This window comes from Porphyromonas gingivalis ATCC 33277, assembly GCF_000010505.1.
Lineage (GTDB): Bacteria > Bacteroidota > Bacteroidia > Bacteroidales > Porphyromonadaceae > Porphyromonas > Porphyromonas gingivalis.
The window spans coordinates 593,064-616,882 of sequence record NC_010729.1 but is presented as its reverse complement, the minus strand read 5'-3'; the positions used below and the strand labels follow the sequence as shown (position 1 = coordinate 616,882).

Here is a 23,819-nt window from a genome sequence, read left to right as displayed (position 1 = left end):
GACCGAGAGCGAATTATCACCTCTCAAACCCGACAAAACCCAATGATATGAAAGAGAAAGAATATCTGTTCTCCCTCGACATGAAGGTGAGAGACTATGAATGCGACTTGCAGGGTGTGGTAAACAACAGCAACTATCAGCGCTATATGGAGCACACCCGCCATGAATTCTGGGAAAGCCTCGGAGATAATTTCGGACAAATGCACGAAAAAGGTCTTGATGCTTTCGTTTACAAAGTGACCATAACGTTCAAACAGTCCTTGCGTAGCGGCGATCGCTTCCGTAGCTGTCTGACCTGCCACAAGAAAGGCCCCAAACTCATTTTCATGCAGGACATTATCAGAGAAGACGGTGTAATGGCAGCCTGTGGCGAAGTGGAAGTAGTAGCCGTACAGGACGGTGTGCTCACCCGCGGAGAGTATTTCGATGTGCTGATGAAAGACATTTTGTCCAAAACCACCAAATAACAAAAAACGAAGTAGAGAGGAAGCCCACCGATCACTATACAGACGGAGGCTTCCTCTTCTTTTTTGTCATCAGGATCAAGCCTTATGCTCATACTCCTTTCATGTGCCAAGACGATCGGTATTCCGAAGCGTTTGCCATCACATTTGACGACCACTTCGCCGATCTTCGATGAGCAGACCACAAAGATTGCTTTAGCTGCATCTTCCTGCGATATAGAGGAATTATCCCGACTACTCCGTATCAATAGAAAGTTGGCAGAAGAGAATCACCGACGCTGGCAGCACTTCTTCGAGGACGATTCACCCACTGCTCCGGCAGCATTGGCTTATACGGGTATGGTTTTCAAGAAGCTTGCTCCTGCCAATTTCAATGCTGACGATTGGCTCTATGCCTCCGAACATCTTCTTATCACCTCGTTCCTCTACGGTCTTTTGCGACCGAGTGACATGATTCGTCCATACAGGATGGAAGGATTTGCCCATCTGGGAGCACCCGTCGAAGATGAAGTATTCAACTTCTGGCGACCGCATCTTACGGATTTTCTGATCGAAAAGGTATGCGAAAAGGGCGGTGAGCTATGTTTTCTGGCCAGTGAAGAAATGAAAAAGCTATTCGACTGGAAACGAGTAGAACAAGCCGTACGGGTAGTGACACCCCACTTCAAGGTACCACAGCCCGATGGAGGTCTCAAACAGATCGTGATCTATACCAAAATGGCACGCGGACTGATGACAGCCCACCTCCTCACCCGCCGATGCCGCCATGTGGAAGAGATGCAACTCTTTTCGCCCGAAGGTTTTATCTTCCGGCCGGAGCTTTCGGATGAGATCAACTACCTTTTCGTCATGGAATGAATCGGTTTTTACGACCAAGATTCGAACCTTTTTCCGTTCATCATGTTCTTATAATGATTAAAAAGTTGTCGGTGTCGGTTTTACACTGCTCCGATACAAATTATTAAAAGACTTAATTACAATAAAAATCAGACGTTATGACTCACGAACTCATTTCCCTGCCTTATGCGGTCGATGCACTGGCTCCTGTTATCAGCAAAGAAACAGTGGAATTCCACCACGGTAAGCACCTGAAGACCTATGTGGACAACCTCAATAAGCTCATCATCGGCACGGAATTTGAAAACGCAGACTTGAATACCATCGTACAAAAGAGCGAAGGCGGTATCTTCAACAATGCCGGCCAAACCCTCAACCACAATCTCTATTTCACTCAGTTCCGTCCGGGCAAAGGAGGAGCACCGAAAGGCAAACTGGGGGAAGCTATCGACAAACAATTCGGCTCATTCGAAAAGTTCAAAGAGGAGTTCAACACAGCCGGTACCACCCTCTTTGGTTCGGGCTGGGTATGGCTTGCATCCGATGCCAATGGCAAACTGTCCATCGAGAAGGAACCCAATGCCGGCAATCCCGTGCGCAAAGGGTTGAACCCTTTGCTCGGATTCGACGTATGGGAGCACGCATATTATCTGACTTACCAGAATCGTCGTGCCGACCACCTCAAAGATCTTTGGAGTATCGTTGACTGGGATATTGTAGAATCTCGGTATTAAGAACTCCATGGGTGCACTTTGCACCAATACATAAGGAAGCCTCTGCCAAGAACCGATCGGGTGTCTCGGCAGAGGCTTCTTCTTTTTCTCTTTTCATTGTTCACTAACAGCCGAATCAAAGCAAAAGAAAAAAGAAACAGTTCCCTCAATCCTATCAAGCCTTTTCAGAAAAGAAGATCAGGAACATGTACTATTATAACCGAATTGGTTTAGGCTCCAAAATTTTCCCGTTTGCTACTCCTCAAAACGCGGTTCGTAAACTTTTTTATTTTGGCGTGGGAAGTAAAAAATTCTCACGCCACAACGAAAAAAATCTCGCGCCACTTTTTCAGGGAATACGCGCCACAATCGGAGCATTTCCGGTTCGTGTTTTTTTGAATAGCTCCTTTTGCAAACAAGCCGAGGCAATCGACAAAAATCTGCCAAGAATTCACCTTCCGGAAAAAGACTTTCCTGAGGAAAAGATCGAAAAGATTCGTTCGCACATACATTTACGACAAAAATTGTCCGACAAAAAGATTACATTTGCACCCGAATAAAGATGGTCAGGTAGCTCAGCTGGATAGAGCAATAGCCTTCTAAGCTATCGGTCCTGGGTTCGAATCCCAGCCTGATCACCTGAAAAAGGGATGCGCAAGTATCCTTTTTTTTCTTTCTGCAAACTTTTAATAATGGCTCTTTTTTATCTTAGTGCGGCTTAAAGAGGATGACGGATTATCGCTTCTTCTGCCTCTCCTGCTTCGAACAACAAAACAAAATGCAATAATGAAACGTATCTTCTACACCTTAGGGCTATTATTACTGTGTCTCCCTATGCTCCAGGCAGGACCGGTGACACGATCCAAAGCCGAACAGACGGCTAAGAACTTTTTTGCCAAACGACAACCCACGCTGTCTTCATCGACAGCGAGTCTCCGGATGGATTTCGTTTACAAAGCTGCAGAAAGAGAGGAGGCACTATTCTTCGTTTTCAATCGAGGAGAGAAAGACGGATTTCTCCTCGTCGCAGCGGATGATCGGTTCCCGGAGGTGATCGGATATGCTTTCAAGGGGCACTTCGATGCGGCCCGTATACCGAACAATCTCAGGGGGTGGCTCAAAGGCTATGAACGTGAAATGCTTGCTGTAATGGACGGCAAGGCAGAGCCGATAGATCCTATCCGTGAAGCCAAGCCTACGCGGGACCTGCCATCATCCATTGCCCCTATTTTGGAAACGGGCGAACATGCATCGGATCCGATCTTGTGGGATCAGGGCTATCCATTTAACACCTTGCATCCCCTGCTTCCTTCCGGGCAGCAGGCTTATACCGGTTGTGTTGCCACCGCCATGGGACAAATCATGCGTCACTACAAGTGGCCGGAGAAGGCTTCCGGCGGATATGACTACTACGATGATATGACGGGGACGCATACCCACTATTCAGGCACGTTCGGCGACACATACGACTGGGAAAACATGCCCGGTACAGTTGACGATAACGTCAGCACTGAAGAGGTCAAAGCACTGAGTACTTTCATGAGAGATGTCAGCTTTTCTGTCAATATGCAGTTTGCCGATTTCGGCAGTGGCACTTTCTCCATATTTGTCGAACGCGCCCTGCGGGAGACCTTTCATTACAAGAAATCGCTTCGTTACATCCATCGCTCTCTCCTTCCCGGTAAGGAATGGAAAGACATGATTCGTAAGGAACTGGCAGAAAACAGACCTGTGTATTATGCCGGTGCAGACGGATCGATGGGACATGCTTTCGTTTGCGATGGATACGAACCAGACGGAACGTTCCACTTCAACTGGGGATGGGGTGGCATGAGTAACGGTAATTTCTATCTCAATCTACTCAATCCGGGTTCGCTTGGCACAGGCGCAGGCGATGGAGGCTACTCTACTGACCAAGAGGTTGTCATAGGCATAGAGCCGGCCAGCAATGAAGTCCCCGGTATCGTACCGGATCCGACCATCACGCTCTATGGATTGCAACACAATATGTCTGATGAAGCACTTGACCTGAGTGTAAAAATCAAGAACTACTCCACTTATGCAGGGGATGTGAAATTGGCTTACCGCCTGACGCTTCCCAATGGAACGGAAACGACTAACCCAGCCGTCACCGTCCCTATCGTTTGGGAAGACATTATCGGAGAAAGCACGAGCAACATAACCATACCATGCAGTCAATTTGCCGAGGGGAAAAATACCATCTCCATACTCTATCGAACAGATGGCATGGCAGATTGGAAAGAGCTTAAGCACATACTTATGGGGCTTGTCAATAAGATAGAAGTGACTATGCCTGCCGGAGATGTAGCTTACTCCGTTGCCGATGCCAGGATCGTTCTCAAAGACGGTTCTCTTTCGCACAACCTGAAAGCATATTCCGACTGCAAACTCAGTGCCACAGTCTACAACCCGGGTACGGAAGAATTTCGTAGTCGCGTCACCTTTGCCCTCCGCAATACAGAGGGACGGCTCTATTTCCTTGGCAGACATTTAGTAGAATTACACCCGGGAGATGAAGACGGCGAAAAAGTTTCGCTGACAATAACAGGGCTCAAGTCTCGTGCAGGACAATACATGCTTGTCTGTACGGGCGATATGGAATCGCTTATGGAAGATGCCTCATGGATAGAGTTGGCTTCCATAGAAGTAGCAGAGCACACGAGCACCCATTCATCGTTACTGGTGGCCTCCAACCCACAGATCGATCTTCTCACAGTTCATCGGGCCAATCCCGAGACATTGCCGACTTTCAGCATTACAAATGAAGGTGGTGCTACTTTCTCCGGGAAAATCGAAATAGTGGCTATAAAGGCTTTCTCGGAAACTTTCTTCCAAGCGAAAGAAGAACACATGAGTCTCGCCCAAGGGGAAACCAAAGTATTGTCTCCGGAGCTGACTGCGAACTCTTCTCTCTATACAAATGCCGAACTCTTTCCCGATGGCATCTATTACATTGTCATCAGAGAGCAGGGATTTTGGGATCCGATCGATTTGTTTGGGGACTACTACTATCGTATCCGTCTCATTACGGATCTATCCTCTTCGGACATCGCTGGTAAGGATATTTCTACTATAGTACTTTATCCCAATCCTGCTCACGACTATGTCCATGTAGCCATTCCTCCCACATATGCGGGCAGCACACTTCGTTTGTTCGATATTCAAGGGCGAATGCAGCTCTCCACGAAGATCGAATCTGCCGATATGCGTCTCGACGTCGAACGTCTTCCGAAGGGCACCTATATCGTTGTGGTAGAAGACATGGTAGGGAAGCTCTTTATTCGTTGATTCAGTCTTTCAACAGCAAAACCGACAAGGGCAATGCCGGAAGGGAGATCCCCTCAGGCATTGCCCTTGTATCGTTTGTTAGGATATACCAAAGAAAGGAGATAAAGAGTTCGGTTTGCTTCGTAATAATAGATGATTTTCCTTGTCATGCCATAGCTTTATGTCATTGATTATACCTAAATACACGAAATAATCGGCTGACACACAATATAATGAATGAATAAAAGCACCTGTTTATTGAGCAAAGGTCTCTATAAGAAAACAAAAGCTATATAGCTTTCGGTCGATTCCTATATAGGATTGAGCTGATTACTATATAGCTTTCGTTTGATTGCTATATAGGATTGGGCCGATTGCTATATAGCTTTGTTTACACTCCTATATAGTCATCCCCTAAAAAGTCCCTTTCAGGGAGATATTGTCAGCAAACAGTATCTCGCAGATTGTTTTGATAAAGTCCAAAAGAGCCTTCATAGCTCTCTTGAATTCATAGGCTGCTGCCGCAAGAAGTATGTTCACGGTGTCCACTCTCATCCCTTTGTATAAGTTGCAACCTAAACGATAACCTTCTCTTTTTCAAAGGCCTCATTAGATGATTTTCCTTGTCGTGCCATAGCTTTGTGTCATTGATCATACCATAAACACACGGAATAATCGGCTGATACACAAATAATAAATGAATAAAAGCACCTATGTATCGAGGGCTTTTTCATGTGCAATTCCAGTATTCCCAATACCACTTATTTAGTATAAATCCGACTTTAAATACCTACAAATTGGGATTGCTCGTTTTTTGTGAACATCTCAACTTTGCAGCCGGATGAAACCTATTAAAAGTAAGGTCAGATAATTATGAAAAAAATCATTTTCTCCGCACTCTGTGCATTGCCATTGATTGTGTCTCTAACTTCTTGTGGGAAGAAGAAAGACGAGCCGAACCAACCCTCCACACCCGAAGCAGTAACCAAAACCGTAACTATCGATGCTTCGAAATACGAAACGTGGCAGTATTTCTCTTTTTCCAAAGGTGAAGTCGTAAATGTTACCGACTATAAGAACGATTTGAACTGGGACATGGCTCTTCACCGCTATGACGTTCGTCTCAATTGTGGCGAAAGTGGCAAGGGAAAAGGTGGTGCCGTATTCTCCGGCAAGACAGAAATGGATCAGGCTACTTCCGTTCCGACAGACGGATATACCGTAGATGTTCTCGGCCGTATTACAGTCAAGTACGAAATGGGACCTGATGGTCATCAGATGGAATATGAAGAACAGGGCTTCAGCGAAGTGATTACCGGCAAGAAGAACGCACAGGGATTTGCTTCAGGTGGTTGGCTGGAATTCTCTCACGGTCCTGCCGGTCCCACTTACAAGCTGAGCAAAAGAGTCTTCTTCGTTCGTGGTGCTGATGGTAATATTGCCAAAGTGCAGTTCACTGACTATCAGGATGCAGAACTCAAAAAAGGAGTCATCACTTTCACTTATACATACCCCGTTAAATAAGTTAAGAGGGAAATATGAAAAGTGTAGTAACAAAGCAGGCCCTCATCGGCCTGCTTTTCTTTAGTATAAGTATATACTCCCATGCGGCCAACCCTCCGGCCCAACCTACCGACACCATCGTATCCGGCAATATCGCACTTGAGGATATAGTGGTGACCGGTAGCCGTACAGCCCGTCTGCTTAAAGATGTACCTGTCCCCACAAAGGTGTTCAAGGCCAAAGATATCAAAGCTATAGCCCCATCTTCTTTCATTGACGTACTGCAGTATATTCTTCCCGGGATCGAGTTTACCAAGCATGGTTCCAGAGATCAGCTCAATGCTCAGGGATTTGACGAAAGTTCTATTCTCTTCCTCGTCGATGGCGAATTGATTTCAACGGGATCTACCAGTGGAATAGACTTCGAACGAATCAATCCGGATGACATCGAGCGAATCGAAGTGCTTCGTGGAGCTTCCTCTGCTTTGTACGGATCTAATGCCATCGGAGGTGTTATCAATATCATCACCCGTACAGCCAAGGATCCTTTTCGCGTATCTGCTTCGGCTCGATACGATAGTCGCGACGGACAGAAATACGATGTGGCAGCAGGAGTGAAACGTGGGATCTTCACCAGTCAGTCCGGCGTACAATATAGAGCAGACAAAAGTTATATTTTGGCCGATCAGTTCGAGCAGGAACTGAATGTTGCAGGCAATACGACATGGAATATAAATCAGAAGTTTACAATCTCTCCGACGGAAAACTTATCCTTCAACCTTACCGGACTGGTGAATCTGCGTAAGCAGCACTGGACGGATAAGATCGATTTTCTGTACAACTCCTACGATGTCAAAGCCGGTGCCAACTGGCGTATCAGCGAGACTTCGGATCTGGACATCTCTTATCATTACGACAAATACAGCCGTGATACCTGTCTGATCAAGACTGAGAACCAAAAGAAACTTCCCATTTTCGATGAGGATATGCACCATTTGCGAGCACAATACAATCTCAATCTTGCTGAAGTCCACCTTCTCAATGTGGGTCTGGAGTATATCCATGATAATGTAGCATCGCCCCGTCTTTCCTCTCCGAACGACCCGGGGGAAAAGTCCGTGAACAACAAAATCCTATACGGACAGTACATATATAAAGTTACCCCCAAACTCGTATTGAGCTATGGAGGGCGCTTGGACAAGCACTCCGGATTCGGCTTGTACTATACATCGCGCCTGTCTGCCATGTACAAGTGCAGTCATGTCACCAATCGCTTGTCCTACGCGGAAGGGTATCGTGCCCCCTCTTTGCAGGAAATGTACTTTTTCTTCAATCATGGTGCTTTCTTTATTTACGGCAATCCGGATTTGAAGCCGGAGAAGAGTCGCATGCTCTCATACTCGGCAGAAGCTCACTGGAACAAGCTTACACTGATGGGGAATGTCTTCTTCAACCATGTTCGCAATCGGATCGATTTCACCTACAAAGGCACAGATTTGATCTACACCAACGTATCGAAAGAAATGAGAATATTCGGCTTTGAAGGACAAGCGAATGTGGTACTGCCTTACGGCTTTGGTTTTCGAGCTTCATATTCCTACACTTATGATCGATGGAAGGCGACCGATAAGGCCGGAACTGAGATGAAGCTCTCAAACACCCGCCCTCATGCAGCTACTGCCACTCTCTCTTATGGACATAATTTCTCGAAGAATTACAGACTAGCCTCCAACTTCTCCACGCGCTTCCTTTCCGATCTGAAAACAGGGCGTATGAACTCTAACGAGTTGTTTGAGGAAATAACGTATCCGGGTTATACGATCTGTCGTTTGGATATTGAAAATCATTTCTATCGGAACTATACGCTCCATATCGGTGCGGAGAACCTGTTCGATTATAAACCCAAAGCATTGGCATTCAATTCCCCGACATCACCCGGACGTATCATATACGGGTTGGTTCGGATCACTTTCTAATACGACTTATTTGCAACAGAAATATAATTCGCCACGATGAAGAAAAAAATAATTTATCTGTCGGTAGCCATCTTATTGGTGGCTATCGGCTTTGCATTTTGGATGTTCCGTCCGCAACCCTCGCGTGTGGCATTGGTGAACTTCCCCCAGTTTATGGTGGCACGAATGAGTCTTTCGGCCGATGCACGAAATGTGACAGTAAACGTCGAGGACGACCTCACCAAACTGAAGAAGTACGATGCGGTACTATGCTTCGGCATGGGTGCGAAATGGAACGAAGACGATCGTGCCCAAATCAAAAGTTTGGAGGAAAAACAGATTCCCTATCTCGTGATGTCTGCCACCAATCCGGAGAATGACCTCTGCTCTATCGATAGCACAAAGGCGGAAATACTCTCCAAATACTTCAGCTACGGAGGTGGCAAGAACTATAGATCGGGATTCAACTACCTGCGTCAGGAGATTCTTGGAAAATCTCTTCGGGAAGGTAAGATCGAGGCACCGATCGAGTATGCCGGCAACCTCTTCTTCGGCAAGACCGATGAGGATATTTTCGAATCCATGGATGCTTATATGCAGTACTATCGTACGCATGGTTATCGCGAGGGTGCTCCACGCGTAGCACTACTGATAGGCTTCGGCAATCCCTTCAACTCGAATCGCGAGCATATAGACGAACTTGTAGCCTCTTTGGAAAAAAGCGGACTCAATGTCTTCCCTTTTTCAGCAGGCAATAAGCGTCTCGAATTCTTGGAACTCATCAACCCCGATCTTCTGATTTATATGCCTCACGGACGTTTGGCGGCAGGCCATTCCACTGAAGCGGAAATATGGCTGCGCAAGCAAAATGTTCCTATTCTGGCACCTCTTACAATCGGCAATCTTCGAGAGACTTGGTTGGAAGACAAGCAAGGTATGGTAGGCGGCTTCCTGGCACAAAGCGTATCGACTCCCGAGTTGGACGGAGCCATGGTTCCCTTTGCATTGGTTGCTCTCGAAAAAGATGCCAAGACAGGGTTACAACTCTTCAGAACTATCCCCGGACGACTGGAGGTATTTACCAGTCTGGTGAACAAATACATCACCCTAAAAAACAAACCTAACAAGGAGAAGCGCGTTGCCATCTACTATTTCAAGGGACCGGGACAAAACAGCCTCGTAGCACAAGGAATAGAGACCCTGCCTTCTATATATAATGTATTGCGCAAGATGCAGAGCGAAGGCTATGATCTCACCGGATTACCCACCGATGAAGCAGCTTTCGAAAAGATCATCATGACGCAAGGAGCTATTTTCAATAGCTATGCCGAAGGCAATCTGGCACGCTTTACCGAAAGCGGCTATCCGGCATTCGTACCCACAAATGATTTGAAGCAGTGGATGCAAGAAGTCCTTACACCGAATCAAATCCAGCTTCTGCAAGAACGCTATGGAGAAGCTCCCGGAGAATACTATTCGATGGAGCAAAACGGAGTAGGCGGCATCGGTGTAACCCGTGTGCAGTTCGGCAATGTCGTTCTTTTGCCTCAGCCCGTACAAGGTGGAGGGGCCAACGACTTCAAGGCCGTACACGGCTCTAATCCGGTACCCCCTTATGCCTATGTAGCCTCATATCTGTGGACACAGAAAGCATTCAAAGCGGATGTGATGATGCACTTCGGCACGCATGGCAGCCTTGAGTTTATCCCGGGCAAGCAGATCGCACTCTCTTCTGAGGATTGGACAGACCGCCTCGTCAATGACCTGCCTCATATCTACTACTATACCATCGCCAATATCGGTGAAGGAATGATCGCCAAGCGCAGAAGCTATGCCGGTACGGTATCTTATCTGGCTCCTCCTTTCATCGAAACGCGCATGAGGGGTCAAGTAAGCGAGTTCCTCAGCTTGACGGATAAATACCTGGAGCAGGACAACGATGATAAAGCCCTGTCTCTCCGCATCAAGGCCTTGGCCGTGAAGAACGGCTACCATCGGGATCTGAAACTCGACTCCATCCTCGACAAACCTTATACACGTGAGCAAATCATCTCTCTTTCCGACTTTGCCGAAGAACTTGCTGTCAGCAAGATCCCGGGTGGTATGTACAAGACAGGCGTTATGTTCCCGGAAGAAAAGATCCGCTCTTCCGTGAAGCATATTACTACAGATCCTATTGCTTATGCTTTGGCCGCTATCGACCGTCAGCGTGGACGCTACACACAGGAGCAGCAAGATAGCGAACGATTCTTTACCAACCACTATCGTCGTCCTGCCGAAGCACTGGTGGAGCGTTACCTCGGACGCGAGGCGGTAGATGTGAATGCAGCATTGACTACGCTGGGTGTACTGTCCAGCGAAATTGTCCAATCTGAAGCCGTGGTCCGCTCTGCAGAGGATAAAGCATCTTCCATGCGCGAGCAAATGATGGCTGCATCCGGTGGCCGTATGCCTACATCGGCCGAAATGGCGATGATGAGGAAGATGGGCGAGCAGATGAGAGCAAACGGAGGTTCCGGCCCCGACTCAGCTCAAATCACTGCCATGAAAGCAATGGCCGCCAAGATGAAAGCAAATGGAGGGAAGGGCCCCGACTCGGCTCAAATCGCTGCAATGAAAGCAATGGCCGCCAAGATGAAGAGTGATGGAGCACAGCACGCGATGCCTTCTCACGGCAAGGATTCTATGCAAGCGGCACATTCGGAAAAGGCAAAAGCTATGATACCTGATAAGTCGGAAGCCAAGCAACCGGCCATGACGAATCAGCCGGTACGAGAGCTTACGTCCAAAGACAAAGCCATGGCAGCGAGCATCAGCGAACTCAAGCATGCTATTGCCCAGATACCTTTCTACTATAAGGCACTCAAAAACAGCCCACAGCTGGAGCTGACCTCTATGATGAACGCTCTCTCCGGCGGTTATACGGCACCTTCGCCGGGTGGCGACTATATCGCCAATCCGGAGACGCTTCCTACCGGAAGAAACCTCTTCTCTATCAATGCCGAGGCCACACCATCAGCAGCCGCATGGGAAAAAGGAAAGAAGATGGCAGAGGACATGCTGGCCGACTACGCTCGCCGTCACAATGGCGAACTTCCTACGAAAGTCAGCTTTACGCTATGGAGCAGTAGCTTCATCGAAAGCGAAGGTGCTACCATAGCTGAAATACTCTATCTGCTCGGGACGGAGCCCGTACGCGATCCGATGGGACGTGTGCAGGACATCCGACTGATACCGATTGAAAAACTCGGCCGCAAACGTATCGATGTGGTAGTACAAACGTCCGGGCAGCTTCGCGACTTGGCTGCTTCTCGCCTGTTCCTTATCCAAAAGGCTGTGGATCTGGCTGCTGCCCAAAAGTCCGAGAGCGACAACGAAGTTGCTCGCGGTGCAGTGGATGCGGAGAAAGTATTGCTCGGCAAGGGCCTTTCTCCGGCTGATGCACGTATGCTCGCCACACAGCGTGTATTCGGTGGCGTGAACGGCAACTACGGTACCGGTATCCAATCCATGGTCGAAAGCGGCGATCGCTGGGAAACCGAAAAGGAGATTGCAGATGTTTACCTCAACAACATGGGCGCAATCTACGGTATGCAAGGTCGCTGGGGAGATTTCCAGCAAGGTATGTTCGAAGCAGCTTTGCAGAATGTGGATGCCGTGGTACAACCTCGCCAAAGCAATACGTGGGGAGCCTTGAGCCTCGACCACGTCTATGAATTCATGGGAGGCCTCACGCTCTCTGTCCGCCAAGTGACGGGCAAAGATCCGGAAGCATACTTCAACGACCTGCGCAATCGCCACAAGACGCGCGTGCAAGAGCTGAAACAAGCCATCGGCGTCGAAGCCAGAACCACAATCCTCAATCCTACTTATATCCAAGAGCAGCTCAAAGAAGGACAAAATGCTGCCAACGGCATTGCCGAAACTATCCGCAACACCTACGGCTGGAATGTCATGAAGCCTTCGGCCATCGACAAGGAATTGTGGGATGACATCTACGCTACTTATGTGAAGGATGAGAAGAATCTCGGCGTCCACGAATTTTTCCGCGAAAACAACCCTGCCGCTTTGCAGGAATTCACTGCCGTAATGATGGAGACCGCACGCAAAGGGATGTGGAAAGCTACCCCCGAACAGCTAAAGGCTATTGCCGAATTGCATGCCAAATCCGTGGCTGAATTCGGAGCCGGCTGTAGCGGATTCGTTTGCGACAATGCCAAGCTGCGCAGCTTCATCGGCGAACGCCTCGATGCAAGTGACAAGAAAGCTTACGAAGAAAAGGTAGCCGATGCTCGCGAAGTATCGATCAAGGATGCCCAAAAGGGACAGCGACTCAAGAAAGAGACCCGCTCGAGTGAGGATACCTCCAGCCCTGTCACCTCTTACCTGCTGCCTGCAGGAGTAGCCCTCGTGGTGATAATCCTGATACTCTTCCTCATTGCCAAGCGCAGAAAAGGAAAAGAATGAGAGAAGTCCTGCTGACTATAGCCTTATTGGCTACGCTCAAGTATCTGTTCGAGGAGGGAGTACATAGTTCCCTCCTCGTCCGTTGCTTGCATGCGGCGGTCTACGCGGCTTTCATCGCACTCGTACACGGACTGACGCAGCACGTCAGCCGGATGGAAGTCGAGACCCTCCTGTACTCGCCCGAAGCCCTGCGCAATGTCTCTCTGGCCGTCATGGTGGATCTACTGTACGTCGTATATATATGTACGCACCGTCCTTCCTCCTTCCGCTTGTACCGCACCTGGGTGCGCCATCTGCCCCCGCTCCTGTTCTTCCCCACCCTCTTCTATCTGCGTCTGAGTCTGTTCTACGTCCTGCCGGGCTATTCATTCGTTGGAGTTTCCATCGTGATGGCCCTCATAGTGGCAGCCCTGAGTATAACGGCTCCCTATCTGTGGAGAGCACTCGGACTCAAGCGAGAAGCCTTGCGAGAACCACTTGTTCTACTTTCGCTCTGCACCTTTGTCTTCGTCATTGCAGCCGGGGTATTGCACCCCGACTCCGCGGTGCGAACAGCCGGCATCACTACCGACTGGTGGCAGGCGCTCTATCTCTTCCTGATCGTCTTGGCAGGTGCCTCGATCGGCTATTTTGCCCCTCGCTTGTGGGCTATAATCAGAAGAAAAAACAACTGAAAAAATTAATCATCGAATCGGACCGGATCATCATCCCACGCCGAATCACTCACTAACAATACTTTCCCAATGAACTTCTTGTCCAACGTCATGTTTTGGGTCTCCAACGGCCTGTTGGTACCGGTAGTCGCCGGACTCATCTATCTCTTCATCAAATCCCTTCTCCTCCTCGGCACCCTCTTCGGCACGTGGCAGAGCTACCGCCGCCGGCAGGAGACCTTCGCCTGCATCATCGAAAACAAAGCCGGCCTCGACACCGAAGCCCTCAGAGCCGAAGCGGCCAAACGCCCCCACGCTCCGTTCGAAAATGTGCTGGCCGAAGTCCTCGATGCAGATTCCGCCCGTCGCAATCTGCTCATCGGTCGGTACGAACTCTCTCGTGAACAGCGTCTGAGTTCGGCCAAAGTACTCACCAAGTTCGGACCCATACTCGGTCTGATGGGTACGCTCATCCCGATGGGACCGGCCCTTGTCGGACTCTCCACGGGCGACATCGGACAGATGGCCTACAATATGCAAGTAGCCTTTGCCACCACGGTCATCGGTATGTTTGCCTCGGCTGTAGGGTATATAGCCCTGCACATCGTACGCACTTACAATCGGAACGACCTCGTTTGGCTCGATTACATCAACGAAAAACTCTCCTGATCGCCATGTCCAGAAGACGCTTCCACGAAGAAGACACGGATCCTTCCTCACTCGTATCCAACCTCTTCGACGTAGCCATGGTCTTTGCCGTGGCACTGATGGTTGCCCTCGTCACCAAATTCAACATGACCGAAGTCTTCAGCAAGGAAGACTACACAATCGTCAAAAATCCCGGCAAGGACAACATGGAAATCTTGATCAAGAAAGGCGACAAGGTGGAGAAGTACACTCCGTCCGACGAATCCTCCGATGGAGCCGGCAGCAAAGGCAAGCGCGTAGGTGTAGCTTACCAGCTCGAAAGCGGCGAAATCATCTACGTGCCGGAAGACTAAGACGGAGAAATCGGCTATTATCATCCGCCTTCAAGCCCAAAAGCTCTTTTTTCTATTTCCTCCGGCCCTGACCCTGCAAAAGCTCTTTTCGCAGGGCCGGTTTTTTATATCCGCTCCCCTTCCCTCTCTCTCTGCATGTTCTTCAGACTAATAGCTTTTGCTTGGTCCTTTGCATTGTATGAGACTTTTGCACAACAAGCAGGCACATTTGTTCATTCTTCTGTTTGCTTGGCAGTCATACCCCTGCTTGCTATTTGATCTTTCCCGGAGATACAAAGAATGAACCCATACGAGAGGATATTATGATCTCGCATGAGAAGATACTATGGTCTCATATGAGAGGATACTATGGTCTCGCATGAGAAGATACTATGATCTCATATGAGAGGATACTATGGTCTCGCATGAGAGGATACTATGGTCTCACATGAGAGGATACTATGGTCTCATATGAGAGGATACTATGGTCTCATATGAGAGGATACTATGGTCTCATACGAGAGGATACTATGGTCTCATATGAGAGGATACTATGGTCTCATACGAGAGGATACTATGGTCACACATGAGAGGATACTATGGTCTCATACGAGAGGATACTATGGTCTATTGATGGAAGATGCTATCTGCTCTGTGTCGGATGGCAGATTCGGGGAGTGGGAGGTTCCGTGTGAGCTGTGAAACCGATAGATGTGTATAGGAACAGTCTTTCGACAAGAGGGCAATCGAACCTTTTTCCATTTCTTTTTCTGATTCGGTTATAGTCAATGCTCCAACAAGAGTTTGATCGTTAAGTTCTTATGAGAGTCAGCACCATATGCTTATATCGAACTCATGTAATGAAAGATAAAGTCTTATAAAAACAAATCCATCAGCAAGGCAGACCTTTGCTGATGGATTAGAAAAAAAACTGTCGTTGTCCTAAGACCTGTAATGCTTTTACAGGACAAGACAATGCCCCGACTATTTGCGGAATGGGGGCTTCACGATCTCAGCCTTGAGTTGACGACCGCGTACCATGATGCCAAGCTCTGTGCCGACCTTGCTGAATTCCGTAGCCACATAGCCCATACCGATACCTTTCTTAAGGCAAGGAGACATCGTTCCGGAAGTAACCTCTCCGATGATTTGCCCTTCGGCATTGGCAATTTCATAGTGCTGGCGAGGGATACCCTTGTCTTTCAGTTCGAAGGCAACGAGCTTGCGCTTGAGACCTCCGGCTTTCTGCTCTTCCATGATCTTACGGCTCGGCATATCCATTTTGTCGTCGGTGAACTTGGTGATCCAGCCCAGCCCAGCCTCTATGGGAGAAGTGGTGTCGCATATATCATTGCCATAGAGACAGAAACCCATCTCCAGACGAAGCGTGTCGCGAGCACCGAGTCCGGCCGGTTTGATACCTTCGGGCTTGCCGGCTTCGAAGAGGGCATCCCATATCTTCTGAGCGTATTGGGGATAGAAATAGAGTTCGAAGCCACCTGCTCCGGTATAACCCGTAGCCGAAATAATTACGTCGGGACATCCGGCGAAAGAGCCTACTTTGAACGTATAGTAAGTGATCTCGTTCAGGTCGATGTCCGTGAGGCGTTGCATCACTTCCGTTGCTTTCGGGCCTTGTACGGCAAGTTGGGCGATGTTGTCCGAGGCATTTTCCAATATGGCTCCCATCGTATTCTGCTGCCGGCACCAAGCCCAGTCCTTGGCGATATTGGCAGCGTTGGGTACCATCATATATTTTTCCTCTTCGTAGCGATAGAGCAGGAAGTCGTCCACTATACCACCGTCGTTATTGGGGAAGCAGCAATACTGAACTTGACCGACTGCCAGTTTGGAAGCATCGTTGCTGGACACTTTCTGTAAGAAGCGGAGGGCATTCGGGCCTTTTACCCAAAATTCGCCCATGTGCGATACGTCGAATACGCCTACATTGTTGACCACATTCATGTGCTCGTCTATAATGCCACCATATTCGATAGGCATATTGTAGCCCGCAAACTCGTGCATCTTTGCTCCTAATGCAATGTGCACATCGGTAAAGGGAGTTGTCTTCATTTTTTGATTCCTTGTTTATTGTGATTTGTTTGGTTGATTGATTCGGAAACGATGACAAATTTAGCCAAAAAGCACTATCGTTCGGAGTACATCTCGTCGTAGTATCGGAGGTAGTCGCCGCTGGTCACCCGATCCAGCCAGTCTTGATTGTGAAGATACCAGCGGACGGTTTTCTCGATGCCTTCTTCGAATTGGAGAGAGGGTTCCCAGCCCAGTTCGTTTTTCAGCTTAGTCGAGTCGATGGCATAGCGCAGATCGTGTCCGGCTCTGTCTGCCACATAGGTGATCAGCTTCTCCGAAGAGCCTTCCTCTCTGCCCAAAAGACGATCCACCACGCGGATCATCACCTTGATGAGATCGATGTTCTTCCATTCGTTAAAGCCACCGATATTATAGGTATCGCCATTCTTGCCCCGATGGAATATCAGATCGATGGCACGAGCATGGTCTTCGACATAGAGCCAGTCACGGACGTTCTCCCCTTTCCCATAGACGGGTAGAGGCTTATTGTGCCGGATATTGTTAATGAAGAGAGGAATGAGTTTCTCCGGGAATTGATAGGGCCCATAGTTGTTCGAGCAGTTGGAGATCACTGTCGGCAGACCGAAAGTATCGTGATAAGCCCGGACAAAATGGTCGCTGGAAGCCTTGCTGGCCGAATAGGGAGAATGTGGGTCGTATTTGGTTTCTTCCGTAAACAGCGTACCGTCGAAAGCCAATGCTCCATATACCTCATCGGTCGATATGTGGTAGAAACGCTTGCCTTCGTATTCCCCATGCCAAGCCTCTTTGGCCGTTTGCAGGAGCGTCAGCGTCCCCATTACGTTGGTGCGGGCAAAAGCTAAAGGATCTTTTATAGACCGATCCACATGACTTTCGGCCGCCAGATGAATGACTCCGTCGATGGCATAATGAGCAAAGACTTTCTTCAGCGTATTGGCATTGCAAATATCCGCCTTTACGAAACGATAATTCGGCTTGGACTCTATATCCTTGAGATTGGCCAGATTGCCGGCATATGTCAGCGTATCGAGATTGATGATCTCATAATCAGGATAAGCATTGACCATGAGTCGTACCACATGCGATCCGATAAAACCGGCACCGCCGGTGATGAGAATATGACGTCGGAAGTTCATCGTTCTTCAATGTTTTAGCAGATTCAGACACGCAGCCAAAGAATCCTGCCAGTGAGGGATGCTGATGTCGAAAGTGTTTTTAATAAGCGTCTTATCCAAGACGGAATAATGCGGCCGTCTTACTCTCGTCGGATATTCATCGCTATGGCAAGGGCTGATCCTGCATGCTGTATGACCACTCATTCGGGCAATGGCCACTGCAAAGTCGAACCAGGAGCATACACCTTCGTTGCTAAAGTGATACAACCCCGTCTTAACGGGCAGTTGTCCTATAGCCAGACGGTGTATGAAAGCAGCCAAGTCTGCAGCATAGGTAGGAGTACCGACCTGATCGAAGACTACGTTTAATGTATCGCGTTCAGCTGTCAGCCGAAGCATCGTTTTCACAAAATTATTGCCGAACGATGAGTACAGCCACGATGTGCGCAGTATCATGTATCGGCAGTCGGCTGCCAGCACAGCCTGTTCTCCTTTTAACTTGGTACGGCCATATGCACCGAGAGGAGCTGTCGGGATGTCTTCCCTATAGGGGATATTAGCCGTACCATCAAATACATAATCCGTAGAAATATGTATCAGCAGGGCATCATACTTCGCAGCAGCCGCTGCCAGATGAGCCGCAGCTTGGTGATTGACTTTCTCGGCAGAGGCTTCATCGTCCTCAGCTTTGTCCACAGCTGTATATGCGGCACAGTTGATAATGATCCCGATGCTATATTCCTCCATAAAACGGAGGACAGCATCTTTATCTCTAATATCCAGTTCCGCTAAGTCGGTGAAAACAAAACGGCTGTCAGCCGAAGCCAACAACCGAAGTTCACTACCCAACTGACCATCGGCTCCGGTTACCAGTATTCGGTTCATTCGTATAAGTCTTGATTGTAGGGGAAGAGATTCCGGAAATCCTCGCTCGATATCAATTCCGTCCATGACGGATTGGCCTGATCTTTAGCTGAGAGGATAATGTCCTCTACAGGGATTTTCCAGTCAATATCTAAGTTCGAATCATTCCAGGCAATGGCTCCTTCGCTTTGTGGAGCATAGTAGTTGTCGCATTTGTACTGAAATACGACTTCGTCACTTAGCACGACAAAACCGTGAGCGAATCCGCGCGGGATAAACAACTGTCTGAAGTTCGTATCGGAAAGCTCCACTGCTACATATTTGCCGAAAGTAGGCGATCCGAAGCGAATATCCACGGCATAGTCAATCACACACCCACGTACTACTCGTACCAGCTTGCTCTGAGCATGTGGAGGTTTCTGGAAGTGAAGCCCTCTTAGTACACCATATCGGGATGCCGATTCGTTGTCTTGTACAAAATTAATGGGGCGAATACCCGTTTCTATCTCTTGGCGACTGAATGATTCGAAGAAATAGCCTCGATCGTCACGGAACAATCGTGGCTCAAGGATAACGACTTCGGGTATTTCGGTGGGGATAAAATTCATGAAAGGGATGCTCTCTATTTGATCAGTCCAAGCAGATACTTTCCGTATTGATTCTGTTTCATCGGTTCAGCCACACGAGCCAGATCTTCTTTGGTGAGCCAGCCATTATTGTAGGCAATCTCCTCCAAGCAGGCGATCTTCAAGCCTTGGCGTTTCTCTATGACCGATACAAAAACGGAAGCATCTGTCAGTGATTCGTGTGTACCTGTATCCAGCCAGGCAAAACCACGCCCCAGTTGTTGGAGACGGAGCTGCTTGCGAAGCATGAACTCCTGATTGACTGAGGTTATTTCCAATTCGCCCCGCGCCGATGGTTTGACATCTGCTGCTACATCAAGTACATCATTGGGATAGAAATAGAGTCCCACTACTGCGTAGTTGCTCTTCGGCTTTTCCGGTTTTTCTTCCAGGCTGATGACCTTGCCGGTAGCATCCACTTCCGCTACACCGTATCGCTCAGGATCATTCACATAATAGCCGAAAATGGTGGCCATACCCTTTTCCGCATCAGCAACTGCCGACCGAAGCATCTGGCTGAAGCCATGCCCGTAGAAGATATTATCTCCTAAGACGAGACAGGCACAATCGTCTCCTACAAACTCACGTCCGATGATGAAAGCCTGTGCCAATCCATCGGGAGAGGGTTGCTCTGCATACTCCAACCGGACACCGAGATCACGGCCATCGCCCAATAGCCGTTGGAACATGGATAAGTCCTGCGGCGTGGAAATGATCAGGACATCCCGAATACCCGCAAGCATAAGCGTAGAAAGCGGGTAGTAAATCATCGGCTTGTCATAAACGGGTAGAAGCTGTTTGCTCACACCCCGAGTTATCGGATATAGACGAGTGCCGGATCCTCCGGCAAGGATTATTCCTTTCATAGCAAATCAATTTGCGAGACAAAAATAACTTTATTACGATCAAATGGCAAATAGGATCACAGCAATAGCTTGATGCAATTGCATTGCTCTCCTCTTACTCATGAATTTAATTTGTTATTTATCGGCAACGAGTCTGTTTGTATTCATTCGGTGATTGAAAGACTGGATCACTGCTTCTATTCGACATGTCATACTGTCAGCCCGTGCAGCTTGTGTTTTGAGCAGATTTGTACGAAGTTCTTTATCATTAAGATAGTCGTACAAAGCAAGAGGATGATTGCCATCGTGCTGCAGGACGAGGCCATCCTCCAGTAACTGAAGCGTACCGTCGTAATCGGTGACGGCAAAATGCGGAGCTTGCCGGCTAAACATGTTGTTCCCGAAAGCCAGAACAGGAGCAGAATAGCCCAAAAGGCTTAGCACTGTCGGAAGAATATCAGCCTGTTGTACGGTAGTTGTCCTATCAAATCCTATCAAATCGGATCCCGGAGCATAGAATAAAATGGGTATGGCATAGCGTCCAACGGCACTTCTGTACTCAGGACGGAGATCTCCGGAAGCATGGTCGGCTGTGATAACGAAGAGCGTATTTTCAAACCAGGTTTGCCGGCTTGCTTTCCGGAAAAATTCTCCCAAAGCATGATCTGTGTATCCGATGCACTGCACCAGCGGTTCGCCTTCGTTGGGAAAAAGACCTTCGCGATGGCTTGGAATATGGAAAGGCTCATGGCTGGAAAGCGTGAACAGCGTACCTACGAAAGGTTGTTTCATACGGCTGAGTTCGTCCACGGCATGTAGTAAGAACGGCTCGTCCCAGATGCCCCATACGCCATCGAAATCTTCATCGTGGGCATACTCTGTCTTGCCGAAATAACGTTTGTAGCCGGCTTGTTTGACAAAAGCATCGAAGCCCATTGATCCGTTTGGAGCACCATGTAAGAAAATGGAATGATAACCGATCCGCCCGAGAGCCATCCCCAATCCTTCAATCTCATTGCCCGAATAGTGAGATGTAATGAAGTGTGAGCGGAGGGAAGGCAACGAGCTTAATATGGACGGCATGGCATCGATACTCTTGCGCCCGTTGGCAAAAGCCTGTTCGAAAAGGTAACCCTTTTGTGAAATCGAGTCGAAGCAGGGTGTATATCCTTTGTAATCGGGAATGTCTTGGTTCAGCCGTCCCACGTATTGGCGAGCAAAGCTTTCGATGATTATCACCATCACGTTGCGTCCACGCAGCTGACCGAAACGAGCCGTCGTGTCCGTCGCCAAATGATGAATGGGATTGAATACTTGCTCCAACTTTTTTTCGGAGGCATAAAAACGCTTTTCCTCCAGTCCCTGTTTGCCAATGGTACGAATGATGCTGTAGGGCGTGTTCAGTACCAAAGCCCTATGTTCCACTTTGTCCACCGACAGATTGGCATAGCTCATTGTCATAGGACGCCACGACTTGGCAAAACTGCCTCCTCGTATACCCCATACGATAAATGCGATAGCAGCAACGAGGGCTACAACGTGAATTGTATAATAATGCAGGCTGTCTTTCGCTTCGGCATAGGTGCGTACCGGCTTGACCCGATGATACAGCCATACCATAGCAGCAACGAGGACTATAGCCAGCAGGCTCATATACCAGTAATTCAGGAGAAGATGCCATATCAGTCCTCCGCCCTCATGGCTGAATTCAGAGAAAACCGTCGAGGATGTTCGTTTCAAGGTGTATGGATAGTAAATACAATCGGCCAGACCTGCCGCCAGCCCCAAAGCATTTGGCACGAAAAAGGTCCAGTCGGTCAGGATTCGATAGGATCGCTTGGTACGAAACCTGAACGGCAGAAAGCTCAACAGAATAAAAAGGGCATTCAAATACAAAACGGAAGCCGTGTCGAACCTAAGCCCTCCCATCCATGCACGCCATACCTGCTCGGCAGTCATGTCGGCAAAAAAGCGATAGTTGAAGAGGTAGAACAGTCCACGGGCAATACCGAAAAAGAAATAAGCCAATGCCATACGATAGGCAAAAGCCCACCAGCTGTTCGTTCGTATCGTCCGCTTACAAATATTCATATCTCTTTGTGTGTGTTCTATTCGGATTGGAGGCTGGGAGCGAGGGTAATGAATGATTTCGGTCACATATCCCCCCGATTGAGCCTATTTCATGATTCGGTGCACGATGTATTCCGTTGCACCGGCATTGGATCTGATGTAGTCTGCTGCTGCGTAGGATGCGGCGTCCCTATAGGCCTTGTCCGTTTGTATTCGCTTGATCAGGTTGCCAAATTCCTCTGCTGAGGATACGGAGAAGCCTCCGCCGACATCTATCAATTCACGGGCTTCCTTGAATTTCTCATATCGTGGTCCGAAAATAACCGGTATACCATAGACTGCGGCCTCGGGTGTATTGTGAATGCCTTTGCCGAATCCTCCTCCGATAAAAGCTACTTGACCGTAGCGATAAATGGAGGATAGGAGACCGAAGCTGTCTACAATCAGACAATCCTGCCGGGCAATATCGCTTTCCGTAGCTTCCGAAAGTCGTATGAAAGGCCGTCGTATATGCGATATGATCTGAAGCAAATGTTCCTTGTCGATTTCGTGCGGTGCCAATATGAGTTTGATCTTGGGATTTCGATTGAAGTAGCGTACGAGTATCTCTTCGTCGGGAGGCCAACTGCTACCGCCCACAATGACCAAACCGTCTTCCGGCACGGAAGCAGCAAAACGCTCTATCAGCGGAAGCGATTTCCGAGCTTCATATACGGAGATCACCCGGTCGAAGCGCGTATCTCCCGCTACGGATACATGGTCTATCCCATGCTTTTCAAGTAGCAGGCGTGAAGCCTCGTCCTGAACAAAAATGTGTGTAAAGCAGTGTAGCAAACGTTTGTATGCTCCTCCATACCAGCGGAAAAACAGCTGTGACGGTCGGAAGATGGATGAAACCAGATAGGTAGGTATCTGCCTACGCTCCAATTCTGTCAGGAAACAGGGCCAGAAGTCGTATTTGATGAAAATAGCCATCTCGGGCTTGACCAGATCCAGAAACTTACGCACTCGGGGCAAACGATCTGCCGGCAAATACACGATCACGTCGGCACCTTCGTAATTCTTACGTACCTCATATCCCGAGGGGCTGAAGAAGGTAAGCACGATCCTATAGTCCGGATATTCGCTTCGGATGCGTTCTATCATCGGTCTCCCCTGCTCGAATTCGCCCAAAGAAGCTGCATGAAACCATATATAGCGCCCGCCCGGCACTATGCCCTCACGCAGCTGACGCCACACCTTCCATCGCCCACGAACCATCATGCGGGCTTTGGGATTGAACGGAACGGCAAGTTTGATCAGCGAGGAATAGGCCAATCCGATCAGGCTGAAAAGGAATCGCATATATTTCGAAAAAAATTAT

General features: G+C 48.6%; 18 protein-coding genes, 1 tRNA gene and 1 pseudogene. 12 read left to right on the top strand and 8 right to left on the bottom strand.

Annotated features, from left to right (window positions below; all coding sequences use genetic code 11):
* Positions 1-47 precede the first annotated feature (47 nt).
* The 6 genes from PGN_RS02680 to PGN_RS02655 all read left to right on the top strand — a co-directional run bounded on the left by PGN_RS02680 (position 48) and on the right by PGN_RS02655 (position 5,323).
* A complete protein-coding gene (locus PGN_RS02680) occupies positions 48-467 on the top strand; it encodes an acyl-CoA thioesterase (RefSeq protein WP_004585363.1) in 420 nt (139 codons plus the stop codon).
* Positions 468-551: 84 nt separating this feature from the next.
* On the top strand, positions 552-1,322 hold the full coding sequence (yaaA, locus tag PGN_RS02675; RefSeq protein WP_039416960.1) for a peroxide stress protein YaaA: 771 nt from the start codon (positions 552-554) through the stop codon (positions 1,320-1,322).
* Between the two features lie 137 nt (positions 1,323-1,459).
* On the top strand, positions 1,460-2,035 hold the full coding sequence (locus tag PGN_RS02670) for a superoxide dismutase (protein ID WP_004585361.1): 576 nt from the start codon (positions 1,460-1,462) through the stop codon (positions 2,033-2,035).
* Positions 2,036-2,266: 231 nt separating this feature from the next.
* Positions 2,267-2,413 (top strand): DUF1661 domain-containing protein, encoded by a 147-nt coding sequence (locus PGN_RS12320; protein WP_080504398.1) that lies wholly within the window; start codon positions 2,267-2,269, stop codon positions 2,411-2,413.
* Positions 2,414-2,578: 165 nt separating this feature from the next.
* Positions 2,579-2,652: transfer RNA gene (locus tag PGN_RS02660), tRNA-Arg, on the top strand.
* A 148-nt stretch (positions 2,653-2,800) separates the two neighbouring features.
* A complete protein-coding gene (locus PGN_RS02655) occupies positions 2,801-5,323 on the top strand; it encodes a thiol protease/hemagglutinin PrtT (protein WP_012457600.1) in 2,523 nt (840 codons plus the stop codon).
* Between the two features lie 393 nt (positions 5,324-5,716).
* Here PGN_RS02655 and PGN_RS11780 read toward each other — a convergent pair.
* Positions 5,717-5,896 (bottom strand): annotated as a pseudogene (locus tag PGN_RS11780) (IS5/IS1182 family transposase); the annotation flags it as partial.
* A gap of 279 nt (positions 5,897-6,175) precedes the next feature.
* Here PGN_RS11780 and PGN_RS02650 point away from each other — a divergent pair.
* The 6 genes from PGN_RS02650 (at position 6,176) to PGN_RS02625 (ending at position 14,881) form a co-directional block, all read left to right on the top strand.
* Complete coding sequence (locus PGN_RS02650) at positions 6,176-6,826, top strand: hemophore-like protein HmuY (RefSeq protein ID WP_012457597.1); 651 nt, start codon at positions 6,176-6,178, stop codon at positions 6,824-6,826.
* A gap of 14 nt (positions 6,827-6,840) precedes the next feature.
* The gene (locus PGN_RS02645; RefSeq protein WP_012457596.1) at positions 6,841-8,781 is read left to right on the top strand and encodes a TonB-dependent outer-membrane receptor HmuR; all 1,941 of its coding nucleotides are present in this window, start codon (positions 6,841-6,843) and stop codon (positions 8,779-8,781) included.
* 36 nt (positions 8,782-8,817) lie between these two features.
* Positions 8,818-13,227, top strand: coding sequence for a cobaltochelatase subunit CobN (locus tag PGN_RS02640; RefSeq protein ID WP_012457595.1), 4,410 nt, complete (start codon positions 8,818-8,820; stop codon positions 13,225-13,227).
* Positions 13,224-13,901: a hypothetical protein gene (locus PGN_RS02635; RefSeq protein ID WP_004585352.1), complete on the top strand. Its 678-nt coding sequence runs from the start codon at positions 13,224-13,226 to the stop codon at positions 13,899-13,901. Before PGN_RS02640 ends, PGN_RS02635 begins: the two co-directional genes overlap by 4 nt.
* Positions 13,902-13,970: 69 nt before the next feature.
* Entirely contained in the window at positions 13,971-14,549 is a 579-nt protein-coding gene (locus PGN_RS02630) for a MotA/TolQ/ExbB proton channel family protein (RefSeq protein WP_010956341.1), read from the top strand.
* 5 nt (positions 14,550-14,554) lie between these two features.
* A complete protein-coding gene (locus PGN_RS02625; RefSeq protein WP_004585349.1) occupies positions 14,555-14,881 on the top strand; it encodes a DUF2149 domain-containing protein in 327 nt (108 codons plus the stop codon).
* Positions 14,882-15,844: 963 nt separating this feature from the next.
* Here PGN_RS02625 and gcvT read toward each other — a convergent pair.
* From gcvT to PGN_RS02590, 7 genes are all read right to left on the bottom strand, one after another.
* The gene (gene gcvT, locus PGN_RS02620) at positions 15,845-16,933 is read right to left on the bottom strand and encodes a glycine cleavage system aminomethyltransferase GcvT (protein ID WP_005874565.1); all 1,089 of its coding nucleotides are present in this window, start codon (positions 16,931-16,933) and stop codon (positions 15,845-15,847) included.
* 74 nt (positions 16,934-17,007) lie between these two features.
* The gene (gene rfbB / locus PGN_RS02615; protein WP_005874689.1) at positions 17,008-18,072 is read right to left on the bottom strand and encodes a dTDP-glucose 4,6-dehydratase; all 1,065 of its coding nucleotides are present in this window, start codon (positions 18,070-18,072) and stop codon (positions 17,008-17,010) included.
* A 6-nt stretch (positions 18,073-18,078) separates the two neighbouring features.
* Positions 18,079-18,936 carry a dTDP-4-dehydrorhamnose reductase gene (gene rfbD / locus PGN_RS02610; protein WP_005874580.1) on the bottom strand — a complete coding sequence of 286 codons (858 nt, stop codon included), beginning with the start codon at positions 18,934-18,936 and terminating at the stop codon, positions 18,079-18,081.
* Positions 18,933-19,523 carry a dTDP-4-dehydrorhamnose 3,5-epimerase gene (gene rfbC, locus PGN_RS02605; protein WP_012457591.1) on the bottom strand — a complete coding sequence of 197 codons (591 nt, stop codon included), beginning with the start codon at positions 19,521-19,523 and terminating at the stop codon, positions 18,933-18,935. Before rfbC ends, rfbD begins: the two co-directional genes overlap by 4 nt.
* Positions 19,524-19,537: 14 nt before the next feature.
* Entirely contained in the window at positions 19,538-20,407 is an 870-nt protein-coding gene (gene rfbA, locus PGN_RS02600; protein ID WP_004584094.1) for a glucose-1-phosphate thymidylyltransferase RfbA, read from the bottom strand.
* A gap of 114 nt (positions 20,408-20,521) precedes the next feature.
* Positions 20,522-22,477, bottom strand: coding sequence for an LTA synthase family protein (locus PGN_RS02595; protein WP_012457590.1), 1,956 nt, complete (start codon positions 22,475-22,477; stop codon positions 20,522-20,524).
* An 84-nt stretch (positions 22,478-22,561) separates the two neighbouring features.
* Complete coding sequence (locus tag PGN_RS02590; protein WP_012457589.1) at positions 22,562-23,800, bottom strand: 3-deoxy-D-manno-octulosonic acid transferase; 1,239 nt, start codon at positions 23,798-23,800, stop codon at positions 22,562-22,564.
* Between the last annotated feature and the right edge of the window lie 19 nt (positions 23,801-23,819).

What these genes read in the sequence shown, in the direction of transcription:
- PGN_RS02680 (WP_004585363.1), top strand. Translation starts at nt 48, where the DNA reads ATGAAAGAGAAAGAATATCTGTTCTCCCTCGACATGAAGGTGAGAGAC.
- yaaA (WP_039416960.1), top strand. Translation starts at nt 552, where the DNA reads ATGCTCATACTCCTTTCATGTGCCAAGACGATCGGTATTCCGAAGCGT.
- PGN_RS02670 (WP_004585361.1), top strand. Translation starts at nt 1,460, where the DNA reads ATGACTCACGAACTCATTTCCCTGCCTTATGCGGTCGATGCACTGGCT.
- PGN_RS02655 (WP_012457600.1), top strand. Translation starts at nt 2,801, where the DNA reads ATGAAACGTATCTTCTACACCTTAGGGCTATTATTACTGTGTCTCCCT.
- PGN_RS02650 (WP_012457597.1), top strand. Translation starts at nt 6,176, where the DNA reads ATGAAAAAAATCATTTTCTCCGCACTCTGTGCATTGCCATTGATTGTG.
- PGN_RS02645 (WP_012457596.1), top strand. Translation starts at nt 6,841, where the DNA reads ATGAAAAGTGTAGTAACAAAGCAGGCCCTCATCGGCCTGCTTTTCTTT.
- PGN_RS02640 (WP_012457595.1), top strand. Translation starts at nt 8,818, where the DNA reads ATGAAGAAAAAAATAATTTATCTGTCGGTAGCCATCTTATTGGTGGCT.
- PGN_RS02635 (WP_004585352.1), top strand. Translation starts at nt 13,224, where the DNA reads ATGAGAGAAGTCCTGCTGACTATAGCCTTATTGGCTACGCTCAAGTAT.
- PGN_RS02630 (WP_010956341.1), top strand. Translation starts at nt 13,971, where the DNA reads ATGAACTTCTTGTCCAACGTCATGTTTTGGGTCTCCAACGGCCTGTTG.
- PGN_RS02625 (WP_004585349.1), top strand. Translation starts at nt 14,555, where the DNA reads ATGTCCAGAAGACGCTTCCACGAAGAAGACACGGATCCTTCCTCACTC.
- gcvT (WP_005874565.1), bottom strand. Translation starts at nt 16,933, where the DNA reads ATGAAGACAACTCCCTTTACCGATGTGCACATTGCATTAGGAGCAAAG.
- rfbB (WP_005874689.1), bottom strand. Translation starts at nt 18,072, where the DNA reads ATGAACTTCCGACGTCATATTCTCATCACCGGCGGTGCCGGTTTTATC.
- rfbD (WP_005874580.1), bottom strand. Translation starts at nt 18,936, where the DNA reads ATGAACCGAATACTGGTAACCGGAGCCGATGGTCAGTTGGGTAGTGAA.
- rfbC (WP_012457591.1), bottom strand. Translation starts at nt 19,523, where the DNA reads ATGAATTTTATCCCCACCGAAATACCCGAAGTCGTTATCCTTGAGCCA.
- rfbA (WP_004584094.1), bottom strand. Translation starts at nt 20,407, where the DNA reads ATGAAAGGAATAATCCTTGCCGGAGGATCCGGCACTCGTCTATATCCG.
- PGN_RS02595 (WP_012457590.1), bottom strand. Translation starts at nt 22,477, where the DNA reads ATGAATATTTGTAAGCGGACGATACGAACGAACAGCTGGTGGGCTTTT.
- PGN_RS02590 (WP_012457589.1), bottom strand. Translation starts at nt 23,800, where the DNA reads ATGCGATTCCTTTTCAGCCTGATCGGATTGGCCTATTCCTCGCTGATC.